Below are 14,479 nucleotides of genomic sequence, written 5' to 3' on the forward strand. Positions count from 1 at the left end.
GGGGAGTGCTCAGGGCCTGGGACGGGTTTAGCGGGCTTGGAAACCCAGGCCTGATCCGGATCGTGCCAGGATGTGGCCCCGGCTCCCGCTGAGCCGGAACCAACGGCCGTTGCGGAAGAGCCGGTGTTCGCCGTCGCCAAGGAAGCCGAGCGCCAAGGCCGCGAATGCCGCGCCTGCGGGCACGCCGTCGAGTCCGGGAATCTCCCGACCCCACACCGCGGCTCTGGCATTGTTGACGATCAACGCACCAGGCTGCTCCGGAACAATCCCTGCCACCTCGGCAATGCCGGCATTCGCCACGGACTTGAGTTCGGCGTCGGGCACTGAACCCAGCGGCTCCCAGCCGCTGCGGGGCGCTCCGACTCCTGCCCACGATTCGGAAACGGTCGACGGCGGGATCGGAAGCTCGACGTCCTCGGTACCGGAACGCGCCAAGCGGTCCAGGACCGAGGATAGGCTCACGGTGACGTCCGCTTGCGCGTCAGCGGCGAGGGCGATGGTCCGAAGCCCGAGAATGGTCGGCGTAGCTTCGCCCAGGAGGCGGGGCCTCAGGACGCACACATATGCAGCCAGGACGCGTCCGGAGGCCTGCAGCCGGATGGCGCCGTCGTCGATGCTCTTGGCACGGGTGACATAGGTGCGGAGATCCGCCAGATCACGGGGATCGACGAAACGGAAGGACTGGGTCAATACATCGGACACATCATCGACTCTACCGGCATGTCCCCGGTTGAGAGGGGTCAGGGGGGCGTCTAGAGTCGAACCATGACTGACGCGCGCGCCGGCCTGGAACATCAGGTCGCCCTTGAGGACCCCACATCCACCCTCATCGACCTGTTGTCCTTGGCCGACTTCGACGGTGCGAGGACCGCCGAGGACATCTTCCTCGGCCCCTCCCAGAAACAGCCACGCCACCGCGTGTTCGGCGGGCAGGTGCTCGCCCAGTCCCTCGTTGCCGGCATGCGCACAGTCGAGGAGGACCGGACCGTCCATTCCATGCATGGCTATTTCCTTCGTCCGGGCGACGCCAACCAGCCCATCACGTTCAGCGTCGAACGGCTTCGTGACGGACGCTCGTTCTCCGCCCGGCGGGTGCACGCCTACCAGGAAGGCCAACCGATCCTGTCGATGATCGCTTCCTTCCAGACCGAAGCCGAGGGTGTGGAACACCAGTCCGCCATGCCGGCTGGAATCCCGGACCCAGAATCGCTGCCGAGCACGGCGGAACTGCTGCAGAAGTACGACCATCCGCTCGCCCGCCACATGTCCTTCGAGCGGCCCTTCGATGTCCGCCACGTCGATCCCGCAATCTACGTGGAGGCGCCGAAGGACCGGGTAGCCAGCAATGCGGTCTGGATGAAGACCTTCGGCCCCATGCCGGACGATCCCAACCTTCATCTTGCCGCCCTGGCATACGCCAGCGACTACACCATCCTGGAATCGGTGCTGCGCAAGAACGGATTGAGCTGGATGACGCCGGGCATGAGCGTCGCGAGCCTTGATCACGCCATGTGGTGGCATCGCCCTGTCCGTGTGGACGAGTGGCTGCTCTACGTGCAGGAGTCCCCCAGCGCCCAAGGCGCCCGCGGACTCGCCACCGGCAAGATTTTCAGCCGCGATGGCCGGCACGTCGCCACGGTAGCGCAAGAGGGCATGCTCCGGATCCCGTCGTAGCTGCCGCAACGCAGCCAGGATCTTCGAAGCAAGAAGGCCGGCGCCCCGGGAAATATCCGGGGCACCGGCCTTCTGTGGAGCAATTCGCTTAGTCGCGGGTCAGCTTGCGGTGCGTGACACGGTGCGGCTTGGCAGCGTCCGCACCAAGGCGCTCCACTTTGTTCTCCTCGTAGGACTCGAAGTTGCCCTCGAACCAGTACCACTTCGACGGGTTCTCCTCGTCGCCTTCGTAGGCCAGGATGTGGGTGGCAACCCGGTCGAGGAACCACCGGTCGTGCGAGACCACTACGGCACAGCCGGGGAATTCGAGCAAGGCGTTCTCAAGACTGCTGAGGGTTTCGACGTCGAGGTCGTTGGTGGGCTCGTCAAGAAGCAGGAGGTTTCCGCCCTGCTTGAGGGTCAGCGCCAGGTTCAGGCGGTTACGCTCACCACCGGAGAGCACCCCGGCTTTCTTTTGCTGGTCCGGCCCCTTGAAGCCGAAGGCTGCGACGTAGGCGCGGGACGGCATTTCAACATGGCCGACCTGGATGAAGTCCAGACCGTCTGAAACGACCTCCCACAGGGTCTTGTTGGGGTCGATGCCGCCACGGCTCTGGTCTGCGTAGGAGATCTTGACCGAGTCACCGATCTTGAGGTCGCCGCCGTCGAGCGGTTCCAGCCCGACGATGGTCTTGAACAAGGTGGTCTTGCCGACGCCGTTAGGACCGATGACGCCGACGATGCCGTTCCGGGGCAGCGTGAACGAAAGCCCGTCGATCAGGGTCCGGTCCTCGAAGCCCTTTTGCAGGTTCCTGGCTTCCAGGACCAGGCCACCCAGGCGCGGTCCTGGCGGAATCTGGATTTCCTCGAAGTCGAGCTTCCTGGTGCGGTCGGCCTCGGCTGCCATTTCCTCGTACCGGGCCAGACGGGCCTTCGACTTGGTCTGGCGACCCTTCGCGTTGGAGCGGACCCATTCAAGTTCCTCGCTGAGGCGCTTGGCCTGCTTGGCGTCCTTCTTGCCTTGGATTTCGAGGCGGGCACGCTTCTTCTCCAAGTACGTGGAGTAGTTGCCTTCATAGGGGTACAGGCGGCCCCGGTCCACTTCACAGATCCACTCGGCGACGTGGTCCAGGAAGTAGCGGTCGTGGGTGATGGCGAGGACGGCACCAGGGTAGGCCGAGAGGTGCTGCTCCAGCCACAGGACACTTTCGGCGTCCAGGTGGTTGGTGGGCTCGTCAAGGAGCAGGAGGTCCGGCTTCTGCAGCAGGAGCTTGCAGAGAGCTACGCGCCGGCGTTCACCACCGGACAGGACAGTCACGTCGGAGTCGCCCGGCGGGCAGCGGAGTGCGTCCATGGCCTGCTCGAGCTGGGAATCGATGTCCCACGCATCTGCAGCGTCGATCGCTTCCTGAAGGTGGCCCATTTCCTCCAGCAGGGTGTCGTAGTCGGCGTCCGGGTTGGCCATTTCCTCGGAGATCTCGTTAAAGCGCTGGATCTTCGAGTAGATCTCGCCCACGCCTTCCTGGACATTGCCCAGGACGGTCTTTTCCTCGTTCAGGGGCGGCTCCTGCAGGAGGATGCCCACGGAGTAGCCGGGGCTGAGGCGGGCTTCGCCGTTCGACGGTGTGTCGATACCAGCCATGATCTTCAGGATCGTGGATTTGCCGGCTCCGTTCGGGCCAACGACGCCGATCTTCGCGCCAGGGAAGAACGACATGCTGACATCGTCCAGGATTAGTTTTTCGCCAACGGCCTTGCGAGCCTTGGTCATCGTATAAATGAATTCCGCCATGCCGTTAAATCTAATGGGTGGCAAGGCATAACTCACATTCGGCCCTGCTAGCGGGAATCCCCGACGAAGCATTTGCCGCTGGCCAATACTGGCAAGACTGTCACGGAAACCTGGCCGGCCCTGATCTCGCCCATGACGCAGTCCTTGTCCAGTCTCGCCGCGGCCTCGATGGCGTCGACATCCAGCCCCGTTGGCGTCTTGCTCGCCGATACCTCCACAGCAGGGGCTGGAATGCCGGCCGATACGAGTTGCGATCGCAGTTCGTCTTGTGCCGGTTTCGGAGTTGCGGCGGCAATGGTCTTCAGTACGGACTCCATGGTCTGCTTCAGGGCCGCCGTGCCCGGGCTGAGCGAAGCGGACGCCGATGCCGGTGAGTTTCCAGCACTGGGGGTGACTGCGGGAGCGGCAGTGGCTGTGTTCGATGGGGCAGGCGATGAAACCGCCGTGCTTCCTGACACCACAGGAGCAGGCGCCGTGCAGCCGGCCATCAGCCCGGCCACGATTAACGGTACTGCAAGCAGCAAACGCGGGCTCCCGGCCGCGTCGCGGCGTTCTGATCGTTTTCGCGGCGTTCCCCTGCTCATCACCCGGCCATTCTGCCATGCGATGCACTACGCGCTGCGCCACACGGCATCCGCGGATGTCCGTGCCATCCCGGTTTCAGGCGCCGGCGTCATTTCAGACGCCCGAGTCATTTCAGAGCGTCCACGAGTTCTCCGGTGCGGGTATCAACGAGAACCGACTCATCGCCTTCTCCGGCCGGGAGGATAATTTCCCGTTCGGCTGCGGCACTGCCGTCTTCGTCGTCGTGCGGGCCGTCTTCACCGTCTTCCTCGTCCGAGGGCCACGGGTTCTCCGGCTCTGCCTCGGCGGCCAGGGGCGTGCTTTGCGGGCCGGTGCTACCGGTGGTCCGGATGAAGTTCGCCGAGCCCCACATGAGGTCGTGCCCCACGGACTCGGCGACGATTTCGGCAACGTGGTAGATCCTGCCGTCGTGTTCCCATTGCCTCAACTTGAGTTTCCCGACCACGATGACCCGCTGGCCCTTCTTGACGCTGCATCCGATGTTTCCCGCGAGATGCCTGAACGCCTGGACGCTGAACCAATTGGTGTTGCCATCCACCCAGGCATCGTTCGCGCGGTCGAACCTGCGGGCGGTTGAGCCCAGCCGGAACGAGGCCGTCCCCGTTCCGCCCGGGGTAGTCGAACTTTTGGGTTCCGTGGCAACGAATCCCCGGACAGTGATGATGTCGTTCATGGTCTTGTCCTAACGTGAGTTGAGCTGCCTGTCTGGCCCTTTCAGCTTCACGTGCCGCGCAGATCCGCGGCAGTATCCACTTCGCGTATGTGGATAGCCAAGCCCAATGGCCGCCTGTGGGGGGAGAGTCACGGTCGAAGGCGAGCTGACTGCACAGGCAGCCGCCGCAATGTAAACTCTTGGTGGCACCTCAGCCATGTGCTGTGCGTGCGTCGCCTGCCTCGGTAGCTCAGAGGATAGAGCAGGAGCCTTCTAATCTCTTGGTCGGGGGTTCGATTCCCTCCCGGGGCACTCATAGAGCGGCTCTGACCTGCGGAAACGTAGTCCAGAGCCGCTCTTCTCTTGCCTTCGGATGCATCGGATCCCGTTTATCCGCCAGAATCATTTCCTCCGTACCGAAAGTCCGTAAAGCCTGCGGACCGGAGCCTCCTTGATTAACGACAGCAGCGCAAGAGGCTCAAAAGTCGGGTATGGACCACTCGCGACGGTGATTACGAGCCAATCTAATGTTTCGCTGAGGATCCGTTCCGAGCCGGACAGGCCGGACTGCCACGACTGAGCACAGACAATCGACGACCTGAGATTGGTGAAGAACTTGGACGGACAACAATGGATCTGGGTCATTGCGGTGCTGACGGGCGCGGCACTCGTAGCACTTGTTTTGATCTTCGGGAGGCGACCCCCGGCGCTCAAAAATCGCAAACGGTTTGCCAAACACCGCGAACGCGACGCCGGAACCGGGCGGGCGGCTAAGGCCAAGGCGGGACCACTCAGCCGACCGGATGGGCTCGGGGCCGCCCCGCCGGACGGGGTCGAGCTCATCACTGACCCCACGCGCCATTAGACGAGGCAACGGCAAGCGGCTAGCCGTCCGGCCCGGGATGGGGTTACACCCGCCACCGCAACCCGGGCGTTGGCCCTCGCTGCGTTCTAGGCTGGTTGCATGAGCCACAACTCCGCAGCCATCACCACGGGCCCCGCAAGCTGGCCGGACGTCGAAAGGCTCTTCGGCGTCCGTGGCGAGCCCTCGCGCTGTTGGTGCCGGTGGTTCGCACTCACCGGCCAGGATTGGAAGACCACTCCCCCAGATGAGCGAAAGGAACAGCTCAAAGCCAAATTCGACGACGGCCCCGAACCCGGCGTCCTGGCGTTCCGGGGCGGCGAAGCGGTGGGCTGGTGCGCCGTGGAGCCGCGCCAGTGCTATCCGCGCATCGAACGATCCAAGGTCCTCAAAACCGCGGGAGCAGGTGCCCATGAAGGCACGGGAGTTTGGTCGGTGAGCTGTTTCGTGGTTTCTCCCGGCCACCGCCGGAGCGGGGTGGCCGCCGCATTGCTGGAGGCCGCCGTCGGGCATGCCTTCGCCCATGGCGCCGAAATCGTGGAAGGCTACCCCGTGGATCCCTCGCTGCGGCCCAAGGCCGGACCGGCCGATCTCTACCAAGGAACTGTGAAGTTGTTCGAGGCGGCTGGCTTCTTTACGGTTTCCACAGCGGTACCCGGAAGGGCGGTCATGCGCCTGCGGCGCTGATTCTCCAACCCCGGTATGCCCGCGAAACAACCCAGCTAAGGCAGTGTCAACACAACCGGGCCGTCTGCAGTGATCGCCACGGTGTGTTCGCTGTGCGCCGCACGGCGGCCGTTGGCGGAGCGCAGTGTCCACTGGTCGTCATCGTGGTAGTAGTCGTCGCTGCCGCCTAGGATCAACATCGGCTCGATAGCGATCACGAGGCCCTCAACGAGCTTCACGCCACGGCCCGGCCGCCCGAGGTTCGGCACGCTCGGCTCGGCGTGCATGGTCCGGCCAATGCCATGCCCGCCGTGATCTGCAAGGATCCCGTAGCCGCTGCGCTTGGCTTCTCCGCCAATGGCGTACGCGAGGTCGCCCATCTTGTTTCCAATCCTGGCGGCCTCGATTCCGCGGGCGAGGGCAGCGTCCGTGGCATCGATCAATTCCTGGTCCACCGGATCCACGGTGCCCACAATGAAACTGACTGCCGCGTCCCCGCACCAACCATCTACGAATGCCCCGCAATCGACGCTCAACAGATCGCCGTCCTGCAACACATATCCGTCCGGGATGCCGTGCACCACGGCGTCATTGACGCTCGTGCAGATGACCCCTGAAAAGGAAGTGGACGCCCACCGCGGACGGTAATTCAGGAACGCGGGCTTGGCCCCGGCGGCCCCCATGAAAGCGGCCGCCACCTCGTCGAGTTCCTTGAGGGATACGCCAACCCCGGCGTGCGCACGAACCGCCGAAAGTGTGTTGGCAACCACTCTTCCGGCTTCGCGCATGAGCGCAATCTCTTCTGGGGTCTTCACCATAGACACTGAGGCCTCCAAGTACGAGGAACCAGGGCCGGACCGGCCGCCGGACGAACTCTTCCACCCACTCTATGGGCGCCGCCATCCCAGTCAAGCTGGCGGCGGGTCCGCCCTGGCGCAGGAGTGTCCTAAAGTCTCGGTATGGAACACCGAAGAATCGCCATCATCCGCGAACGCCTGCAGGCAGAGGCAGATCCGGACCGTGCGAAAGCGGCACAGGCGTACATGAAATCAGCCATGCCCTACCTCGGTGTCGGGGTCCCCGCAGTCCGCCGCACGGTCCTCGCGACCGCGCTGAAACACCTCGGGTGAATCCGGTTCAGGACTTCGGTTTGAGCTTGAGTTTCAAAGTTCCGCGCCGTGGGCGGAAGAGCACGTGGGTTTTCTTGTCAAAGAACACCAGGTAGGCGATGAAGGAGACCGCGATGGCGATGGCCACTCCGCGCACCACCTCAATGGGGATCCACGGGAAGACACTCAATTGGTCCGTCAGGGCGATGAGGGTGAAGAACGCCGTCAAATAGAACACCGTCCGAAGCTGGGCGCCGTCCGCAATGCCCGTCACGGTAAAGAACACCAGCAGCCACACCATGTACCAAGGCTGGATCACCGGCGCCAGGACGACGACGGCGGCGAAGGCCCAAGCCATCCGGCGAAGCACGGTCTTGTTGAACTCGGTTTCGTTCTCGAGCGGCGCGGGCAAACCCAATCCGCGGCCAGGCGTCCGTACGGCGAGCCACACGATGGCAAGCGCTGAGACCGCTGTTCCGATGGTCTGGATAACATCCGTCACGGGAACGCCGGGACCCCCGAAAAGCCCTACGACGAGTCCTGCCGTGTGTGCGAGCAACCCCACCGGCGCGTACCAGATCCAGACGGCACCGGGAGTCTGGAGGGCACCAAGCCAGCCGAACCCCAGGCCGTTCACCAATCCTGCGGCTGCCAGCAGTCCCAGGGACAAACCCAACGTTGCAGACCAGCAGAGCATTCTGCGGCCCCAGCCGGCACGGGCACCGGCCCACAGCAGCCCGGCAAAAGGCAACGCAATCAAGGTAATCGGCTTGATGGCGATCGAGGCCGTGATCAGCACGATTCCAAGCACGGGCCGTTTGACGGAGGCGAAGTACAACCCGGCAACAACCAGTCCCAACATCAGGGAGTCGTTGTGCGCGCTGGCGATGAAATTGATCAGGAGAACCGGGTTGAGGACCCCAAGCCAGAGCGCCCGCTCCGGGTTCACGCCGTGGAGCGCGGCCAAGCGGGGAACGTAGACCGCGAGCAGCATGACCCCAGCGAGGGCAGCCAGGCGGAAGGGAATCAGTGCAAGCTCGGGGACACTGGCGCTCACCCACACGGCGCCCTGTTCGATCCAGAGCCACAGCGGACCGTATGGCGTCGGTGCTTCGGTCCACAATTTGTCCGGTCCAAGCGAAAAGTAGTTACTCAGGGCTGAGATGCCGTTGGTGTACGGATTCAGTCCCTGCTCCATGAGACGGCCCTGGCCGATGTAGGCATATGCGTCCCTGCTGAACAACGGCAAGCTGAACATCATCGGGACCGCCCACATCCACAATGCGCGCCGAAGGACAGGGCGCGAGGACGGGTTCCAACCGCCGATCCGCTGGGCAATGCGAAGCCAGGAGCGCAGGAGCAGGAGTGCGCCGAGACAGAGCATTACGGTGCAGAGGATCACTCCAACCGGAGACGTCCTGGCCATGATGAAGACGGGGGTCCGGATCAAGGCGCTGCTACTGGCCAGCCAGCCGACCCCGACCGACCCTGCCACCATGAGCAGCGAACCGACGAACCCTTGCAGGATCGCCTTCCGTGCCACTTTCTCTATTACAGTGCCGTGTACCGGGGCGTTGGAATCGCCAAGCGCCTCTGGATGAGCCAACGAACTCCCCACCTCACGCTCACGAAACTTCGACGTCACCATCAAACAAATCCTGTCCGGTTCCCTGCCGCATCCGGGCCAAAGTGGCACTGCCGGCTGCCATGGATTAGTGCAACTGTAGCATCGCCGCCCCTGGCTTCCCGGGGCCAACCGGCCCGTGGGTCCGGCCGCGAAAGTGGCCTGGGATAGGATGGATGGGGCTCTTACGGCACCCTGTGACGATAACTACCTGACAAGGATCCTCCCATTTCCACGGACTCATTCTTCAGCGCGCTCACACGGTTCCGGCATCGTGTTCTCCCCTCTTCGGTGGAGGCAAGGCTCAATTCTCCCAAGGGCTTGTTTGTGGGCTTCTGCGTCGTGCACCTGGTCTTCCTCGTGTTCGCCCTGATTCTTTCGCTGCGTGGCGAGGCCTTCAGCGACACTTTCATCTATCGGGAGTGGACCTCTGCCGGGTTCCGGGATGAGAACCTCAGCAGCGGGCCCAGCCCGTGGGTATACCCCGTTCTGGCCTTGGTGCCCATGGCCGTCGCGGGCGTGGCCGGACCCGGTCCGTTCTTCTTTCTCTGGGTGCTCATGATCACCCTGCTCAACGGAGCCGCCCTCGCCAAGCTCACGGGACGGGGCCGCCGTCGCGAGGCCATCCCGGCGGGCTGGTGGTGGCTGGTCTTTGTCTTCATCATGGGTTGGCTCGGATTCGCCCGGGTCGACGGATTGACTGCCCCCATCGTGCTGATCGCCTTGGCGTACGGGGTCTCGAACCCTTTCATTGCCTCGACCCTCCTGAGCATTGCCACCTGGATGAAGGTCTGGCCGGCCGCCGTCATGCTCTCCCTGTTCACCGTGGTCAAGCAGAGAACCAAAGTGGTTGCTGCCGGAATTCTCACCAGCGTCTTAGTCATCGCCCTCACGGCTGCCGTAGGTCAGCTGCCGAAGCTCCTCAACTTCCTGACCCAGCAAGGCGATCGTGGCATGCAGTTGGAGGCCACCTTCACCACTCCATGGTTGTGGCTCTCGGTCCTCCATGTGGGTGACTCGAGAATGTACATGAACACCGACATCAACTCGATGCAGGTGGATGGCCCTGGCACGGCCTTCATGTCGTTCCTTATGCAGCCCCTTCTTGTCCTGGCCGCCATCCTGGTTGCCGCCCTGACCTTCTGGGCACTGCACAACGGCAAGCGAACAGGCGGGGCGGACCGCACCGAACTGTTGCTGGCTGGATCCCTCACCATGGCCACGGCTTTCGTCGTATTCAACAAGGTCGGCTCACCCCAGTTCATGGTGTGGCTGGCGCCTGCTGTCGCCGTCGGGCTTGCCCACAGCTGGAAGGATTGGCGGGTTCCCGCGGCGATGCTGATCGCCATCGGGGTGGCGACATACTTCATCTACCCCCTCTTCTATGACGCACTCAGCCACAACAACCCTTGGATGGCGCTGGTGTTGACGGTGCGCAATGTCCTGCTGGTGGTCCTGTTCTGCTGGTCCGTACGCCGCTTGTACCTTTTGGGCAAGAAGATCCCGGCCAACGAACCGGCCGCCGCTGCCAAGGAGTCCTGAGATTTCCGTTCGATTCTTTGACGGGCTGGCCCGCGTGCGCGACGCCGCCCTGCCGCCTGCCGCCGTCGCCTGGTTCGGCCGTCCCTCAAGCGTTTGGTGGGGTTTCGCCGCCATCCATGTGTACTTCCTCGGCTGGATGGCAAGCTTCTTCCTGTCCGGAAACACGTTCAGCGACACTGAGCAGTACCGCCAGTGGGCCATGGCCGGCTACAACCCCGCGGATCTCCACGGAGCCATCAGCCCCTGGGTATACCCGGTGCTCGCCCAGATTCCGATCTTCCTGGCCAACATCGCGGGCCCGGGCCCATACCTGCTGGTGTGGACGTTGATCATCACCGCGCTCAATGCCGCCGGCTTGTTCATCCTGACCCGCGGCCCGCGCAGGACAACGGGCATTGCCCCTGCCTGGTGGTGGCTGTTCTTCACCGCTTTCATGGGCTACCTCAGCTTCGCGCGCGTGGAAGGCATCACGGCACCCATCGTGTTGGTCGCGCTGCTGTATGCCGCCACGCGGCCCGTGGCGGCGGGCATCCTCCTCAGCATCGCCACGTGGATCAAAGTCTGGCCGGCCGCCGTTCTGGTGCCTATCATCATCGCGAGCCACCGCAGGCTGCGGATCATCGCGTGCGGCGCCGCCGTAACCGCCGCCGTCACACTGGGCACCTACCTTTCCGGCGGCCTCCCGCATATCCTCGACTTTTTGACCAACCAGGGTGAGCGCGGCATGCAACTTGAAGCGACGTTCTCGACCCCTTGGGTCTGGCTGAGTGTGCTCAACATCGGCGGTTCCAAAATTGCCGACAATGTCGCCATCAATTCCACCGAGGTATACGGGCCGGGGGCCAATGTGGCGGCATTCATGATGCAGCCGCTCCTGGTGCTTGCCGCCGTCGCCAGCTCTGCCCTTTTGCTTTGGGCGCTTCGGCGGGGTGCCGAAGCGGAAGAGCTGTTCCTCGAGGGCGCCCTCATGATGACCACCGCGTTCATCGTGTTCAACAAGGTGGGTTCGCCCCAATTCATCATCTGGCTCGCGCCGGTGGTTATCGCCGGGCTGACCCACGACTGGAATCGTTGGCGGGTTCCCGCGGCCCTCCTGATGGGGATCGCCATGACGACCTTCGTGATCTACCCGTTGTTCTACACGCCGCTGATCCATGCCAACCCCGTGATGGCAACAGTGCTCACCGCCCGGAACGTGCTTCTGGTTGTCCTGCTCTGGTGGTCCGTGCAGCGGACCTTGGAACTGGGCCGCAAGGCCAGCGCAAGAACCGCTATTCAGAGCGCCTGAGCCGCCGCTCAAGCCTGCGGAGCAGTTGCGCAGGGGTGGAACGGATCAACAGTCTGCGCGTGTGAACGTCCAACACCATCAGGTAGACGGTGAATCCCAAGGCCACGAGGAAGGACAGGGAGGACACTTTGACGTTCAGTTCCACGAAGGACAGCACCGAAATCTGGTCCTGGGCGCCGAAGGCCACGAAGAACGTGACCGCGACATAGAGGGACTTGATCTGCCAGTCGTCCCTGATGCCCGTGACCGCGAGCAGCGGGATGAACCACAGGATGTACCACGGCTGGATAATCGGCGAAAGCATGACGACGGCGGCAAACGCCAGGGCCGCTCGCCGCACCAGCCGTGAATAGTCGCCGCGGAACATCAGTAACACCACCAGCCCGATTCCGGCCCACTTCATGAGGATCCGGAGCCCAGTGGCTACGGTGGATCCCGGCAGGCCGAGGAGATTGGCGATCACTTCGACCTGCTGGCCGAGGAAGCCCGAAGGCGAGTATCCCGTGTAGCCGGGCGTCGGGTCAAGGATGGCCCAGACCCATCCAAAGCCAAGGTTGTAAGGAATTCCGCTCACTGCCAGGACGGCAAAGCTGATCCCCGCCGTCGCGCCCCAGAAGAGGAACTTGCGGGCCCAACTCGCTGCCGGACCCGCCCACATGAGGCCTATGAAAGGCAGGAGAAGTACCGTGATCGGCTTGATGCCGATGGAAGCCGTGACCAGCAGAAGCCCGGTGATGTGGCGCCCGGTAGCTGCGAAGTACATTCCGGCCACGGCCAGGCCCACCATTAGGGCATCATTGTGGGCGCTGGCGACGAAGCTGATGAGAAAGAGCGGGTTGGCTACCGCGATCCACAGGGCGCGGCCGGGATTGATCCCGTGCAATTCGGCGAGCCTGGGAACATACACCACGCAGAGCAGCACTCCCACGGTCGCAAGAACGCGAAACAGCAGAACAGAAAGATCGGGCTGGGCGTCGGTGGTGCCCACTACCCACCTGGCAAGCCACAGGAAGTACGGTCCGTACGGAGTCTTGGCTTCAGCCCAGGCAGGATCGGCGCCCAGCGAAAACCAGTTGCTGAGCGAGGAAATGCCCGCGGTGTAGGGGTTCTGGCCTTCCAGCACCAGCCTGCCCTGGCCGGTGTAGGCGTACACGTCGCGCGAATAGATGGGCACGGCAAACATCAGGGGCGCCGCCCACGCCGCAACAGCGACAACCACGGACCTGAGCGAGCCAGGCCCCCAATCCTTGAGCCTTTGCCCGAGCCTCAACCATGACCTGACCAAAAGCATGGCCCCGGCCGTCAGCAGGATGGTGGAGATCGTCACGCCCCAGCCCTCCGTGCGCAGGGCGATGACAAGGGGGTGCCTGAACATGGGCGAGCCGTTGGCGATCCAGCCGGCACCGATCGAGCCGACGAAGATCATCAGGGATCCAAAAAATCCTTGCCAGATTGCCACATAGGCCTTGATCTGGGCGGGGGTGCCGCCGCCGATGCGCGCGGCGTCCGGGGAATAGAGGCCCGCGGCGGCTTTCTCCGACGGCGCCGCGGGTTCCTTTGCCTCATCCCGGCTATTTGAGGTGCCCACGCCCGTTCCGCCTGCCGTCATGATATTCCAGTCCCTACGTACATTGGTCCAGCTCATCGATGCAGGCAACAACCGCTCGACAACGGCCCAGTTTACCAGCCGCGGTAAGCAGCAGAGGTGGAATGGAGCGCTCCGACACCCTTCCGACGCGCCCGAACGGTAGGCTTGGCGGGTGCCTATTACTAATGAACGCATCGTCTGGATTGACTGTGAGATGACCGGTCTCGACCTGGTAAACGACGCCCTGATCGAGGTCGCGGCCTTGGTCACCGATTCGGAGCTCAACATCCTGGGTGACGGGGTCGACGTCGTCATCAAACCCGAAGACGCCGCGCTTGAACAGATGAACGACTTCGTCCGCGACATGCACACCCGCTCGAAACTCCTGGACGAACTCCCGCACGGCAAGACCATGGCCGAAGCCGAAGCGATCGTCATGGATTACATCGAGAAGTGGGTACCGGATCCGAAGAAGGCACCGCTGGGTGGCAACTCAGTCGGAACCGACCGGATGTTCCTCGCGCGGGATATGCCCAACATCGTCGAACACCTCCACTACCGGGTCATCGACGTCAGCACCATCAAGGAACTCTCGCGCCGATGGTTCCCCCGCGCCTATTTCCAGTCGCCCGCCAAACACGGTGGCCACCGCGCCCTGGGTGACATCAGGGACTCCATCGACGAACTGCGTTATTACCGCGAGGCCGTGTTCGTCCCGGCCCCTGGCCCTGATACGGCAACGGCACAGAAGATTTCCAAGCAGATCGCGGCCGGACCGGAGACGCCGGAAAGCACGTGATCTGCGGCACCTTTTCGGGAATTTTCAGCCAAACGGTCAAAAGTGGCAAAACCACCCCCTAAGACGGGGTATAGTTTTTGTCGTTGCCTTCACAGCTAACGGGTCATTCCGAAAGCATAAAAGGCTCATGGTGGGCGTAGCTCAGTTGGCAGAGCGCCTGGTTGTGGTCCAGGAGGTCGCGGGTTCAACCCCCGTCGCTCACCCTCATGGGATTGGTAGCAGCTTATCGATCGCAGCCAAAGGCCGTACTGGATATCCAGTGCGGCCTTTGTTTTGTTCCGGCCGATTTCGGCCATTCCAGACCCGAGAACCAGAGGAC

Annotated in this window: 13 protein-coding genes and 2 tRNA genes; 8 read left to right on the top strand and 7 right to left on the bottom strand. The window is 63.3% G+C overall.

The features are described from left to right. Window positions 1–27 precede the first annotated feature (27 nt). Entirely contained in the window at window positions 28–702 is a 675-nt protein-coding gene (locus tag AB0O52_RS12165) for a hypothetical protein (RefSeq protein WP_364537865.1), read from the bottom strand. A gap of 63 nt (window positions 703–765) precedes the next feature. Between AB0O52_RS12165 and tesB the strand changes: the two genes are divergently transcribed. Further along, window positions 766–1,674, top strand: a complete 909-nt coding sequence (tesB, locus tag AB0O52_RS12170) for an acyl-CoA thioesterase II (RefSeq protein WP_364537867.1) — start codon at window positions 766–768, stop codon at window positions 1,672–1,674. Window positions 1,675–1,762: 88 nt separating this feature from the next. Here the strand turns inward: tesB and ettA are convergent, their stop codons facing one another. The 3 genes from ettA to AB0O52_RS12185 form a co-directional block, all read right to left on the bottom strand. After that, window positions 1,763–3,445, bottom strand: coding sequence for an energy-dependent translational throttle protein EttA (gene ettA / locus AB0O52_RS12175; protein WP_364537869.1), 1,683 nt, complete (start codon window positions 3,443–3,445; stop codon window positions 1,763–1,765). A gap of 47 nt (window positions 3,446–3,492) precedes the next feature. Then, window positions 3,493–3,969, bottom strand: a complete 477-nt coding sequence (locus AB0O52_RS12180; protein WP_364537871.1) for a hypothetical protein — start codon at window positions 3,967–3,969, stop codon at window positions 3,493–3,495. Between the two features lie 167 nt (window positions 3,970–4,136). Next, complete coding sequence (locus AB0O52_RS12185; RefSeq protein ID WP_364537873.1) at window positions 4,137–4,703, bottom strand: single-stranded DNA-binding protein; 567 nt, start codon at window positions 4,701–4,703, stop codon at window positions 4,137–4,139. Between the two features lie 218 nt (window positions 4,704–4,921). Between AB0O52_RS12185 and AB0O52_RS12190 the strand changes: the two genes are divergently transcribed. Then, window positions 4,922–4,994: transfer RNA gene (locus tag AB0O52_RS12190), tRNA-Arg, on the top strand. 652 nt (window positions 4,995–5,646) lie between these two features. Continuing rightward, window positions 5,647–6,231, top strand: coding sequence for a GNAT family N-acetyltransferase (locus AB0O52_RS12195; RefSeq protein WP_364537875.1), 585 nt, complete (start codon window positions 5,647–5,649; stop codon window positions 6,229–6,231). A 35-nt stretch (window positions 6,232–6,266) separates the two neighbouring features. Here the strand turns inward: AB0O52_RS12195 and map are convergent, their stop codons facing one another. Further along, the gene (map, locus tag AB0O52_RS12200) at window positions 6,267–7,034 is read right to left on the bottom strand and encodes a type I methionyl aminopeptidase (protein ID WP_364537877.1); all 768 of its coding nucleotides are present in this window, start codon (window positions 7,032–7,034) and stop codon (window positions 6,267–6,269) included. Between the two features lie 135 nt (window positions 7,035–7,169). Here map and AB0O52_RS12205 point away from each other — a divergent pair, with 135 nt between their 5' ends. Continuing rightward, window positions 7,170–7,340, top strand: coding sequence for a DNA alkylation repair protein (locus tag AB0O52_RS12205; RefSeq protein WP_364537879.1), 171 nt, complete (start codon window positions 7,170–7,172; stop codon window positions 7,338–7,340). 7 nt (window positions 7,341–7,347) lie between these two features. Here AB0O52_RS12205 and mptB (AB0O52_RS12210) read toward each other — a convergent pair whose 3' ends face one another. Then, window positions 7,348–8,967: a polyprenol phosphomannose-dependent alpha 1,6 mannosyltransferase MptB gene (gene mptB / locus AB0O52_RS12210; protein WP_364537881.1), complete on the bottom strand. Its 1,620-nt coding sequence runs from the start codon at window positions 8,965–8,967 to the stop codon at window positions 7,348–7,350. A gap of 267 nt (window positions 8,968–9,234) precedes the next feature. On the opposite strand from mptB (AB0O52_RS12210), the gene AB0O52_RS12215 reads away from it, so the two are divergent. Then, window positions 9,235–10,485 carry a glycosyltransferase 87 family protein gene (locus AB0O52_RS12215; protein WP_364537883.1) on the top strand — a complete coding sequence of 417 codons (1,251 nt, stop codon included), beginning with the start codon at window positions 9,235–9,237 and terminating at the stop codon, window positions 10,483–10,485. A gap of 34 nt (window positions 10,486–10,519) precedes the next feature. Further along, window positions 10,520–11,773, top strand: coding sequence for a glycosyltransferase 87 family protein (locus tag AB0O52_RS12220; protein WP_364537885.1), 1,254 nt, complete (start codon window positions 10,520–10,522; stop codon window positions 11,771–11,773). On the opposite strand, the gene mptB (AB0O52_RS12225) is transcribed toward AB0O52_RS12220, so the two are convergent. Next, window positions 11,757–13,382 (bottom strand): polyprenol phosphomannose-dependent alpha 1,6 mannosyltransferase MptB, encoded by a 1,626-nt coding sequence (mptB, locus tag AB0O52_RS12225; protein WP_364537887.1) that lies wholly within the window; start codon window positions 13,380–13,382, stop codon window positions 11,757–11,759. The genes AB0O52_RS12220 and mptB (AB0O52_RS12225) overlap by 17 nt on opposite strands. Before the next feature lie 151 nt (window positions 13,383–13,533). Here mptB (AB0O52_RS12225) and orn point away from each other — a divergent pair, with 151 nt between their 5' ends. Both orn and AB0O52_RS12235 read left to right on the top strand, forming a co-directional pair. Further along, window positions 13,534–14,160, top strand: coding sequence for an oligoribonuclease (gene orn / locus AB0O52_RS12230; RefSeq protein WP_364537889.1), 627 nt, complete (start codon window positions 13,534–13,536; stop codon window positions 14,158–14,160). A 130-nt stretch (window positions 14,161–14,290) separates the two neighbouring features. Further along, window positions 14,291–14,363: transfer RNA gene (locus tag AB0O52_RS12235), tRNA-His, on the top strand. Window positions 14,364–14,479 lie beyond the last annotated feature (116 nt).

This window comes from Arthrobacter sp. NPDC080073 (assembly GCF_040686575.1).
GTDB lineage: Bacteria > Actinomycetota > Actinomycetes > Actinomycetales > Micrococcaceae > Arthrobacter.

Excerpts from the sequence above, each read along its gene's own strand:
- mptB (WP_364537887.1), bottom strand. The coding sequence starts at position 13,382 with ATGACGGCAGGCGGAACGGGCGTGGGCACCTCAAATAGCCGGGATGAG.
- mptB (WP_364537881.1), bottom strand. The coding sequence starts at position 8,967 with ATGGTGACGTCGAAGTTTCGTGAGCGTGAGGTGGGGAGTTCGTTGGCT.
- AB0O52_RS12205 (WP_364537879.1), top strand. The coding sequence starts at position 7,170 with ATGGAACACCGAAGAATCGCCATCATCCGCGAACGCCTGCAGGCAGAG.
- ettA (WP_364537869.1), bottom strand. The coding sequence starts at position 3,445 with ATGGCGGAATTCATTTATACGATGACCAAGGCTCGCAAGGCCGTTGGC.
- AB0O52_RS12195 (WP_364537875.1), top strand. The coding sequence starts at position 5,647 with ATGAGCCACAACTCCGCAGCCATCACCACGGGCCCCGCAAGCTGGCCG.
- tesB (WP_364537867.1), top strand. The coding sequence starts at position 766 with ATGACTGACGCGCGCGCCGGCCTGGAACATCAGGTCGCCCTTGAGGAC.
- AB0O52_RS12185 (WP_364537873.1), bottom strand. The coding sequence starts at position 4,703 with ATGAACGACATCATCACTGTCCGGGGATTCGTTGCCACGGAACCCAAA.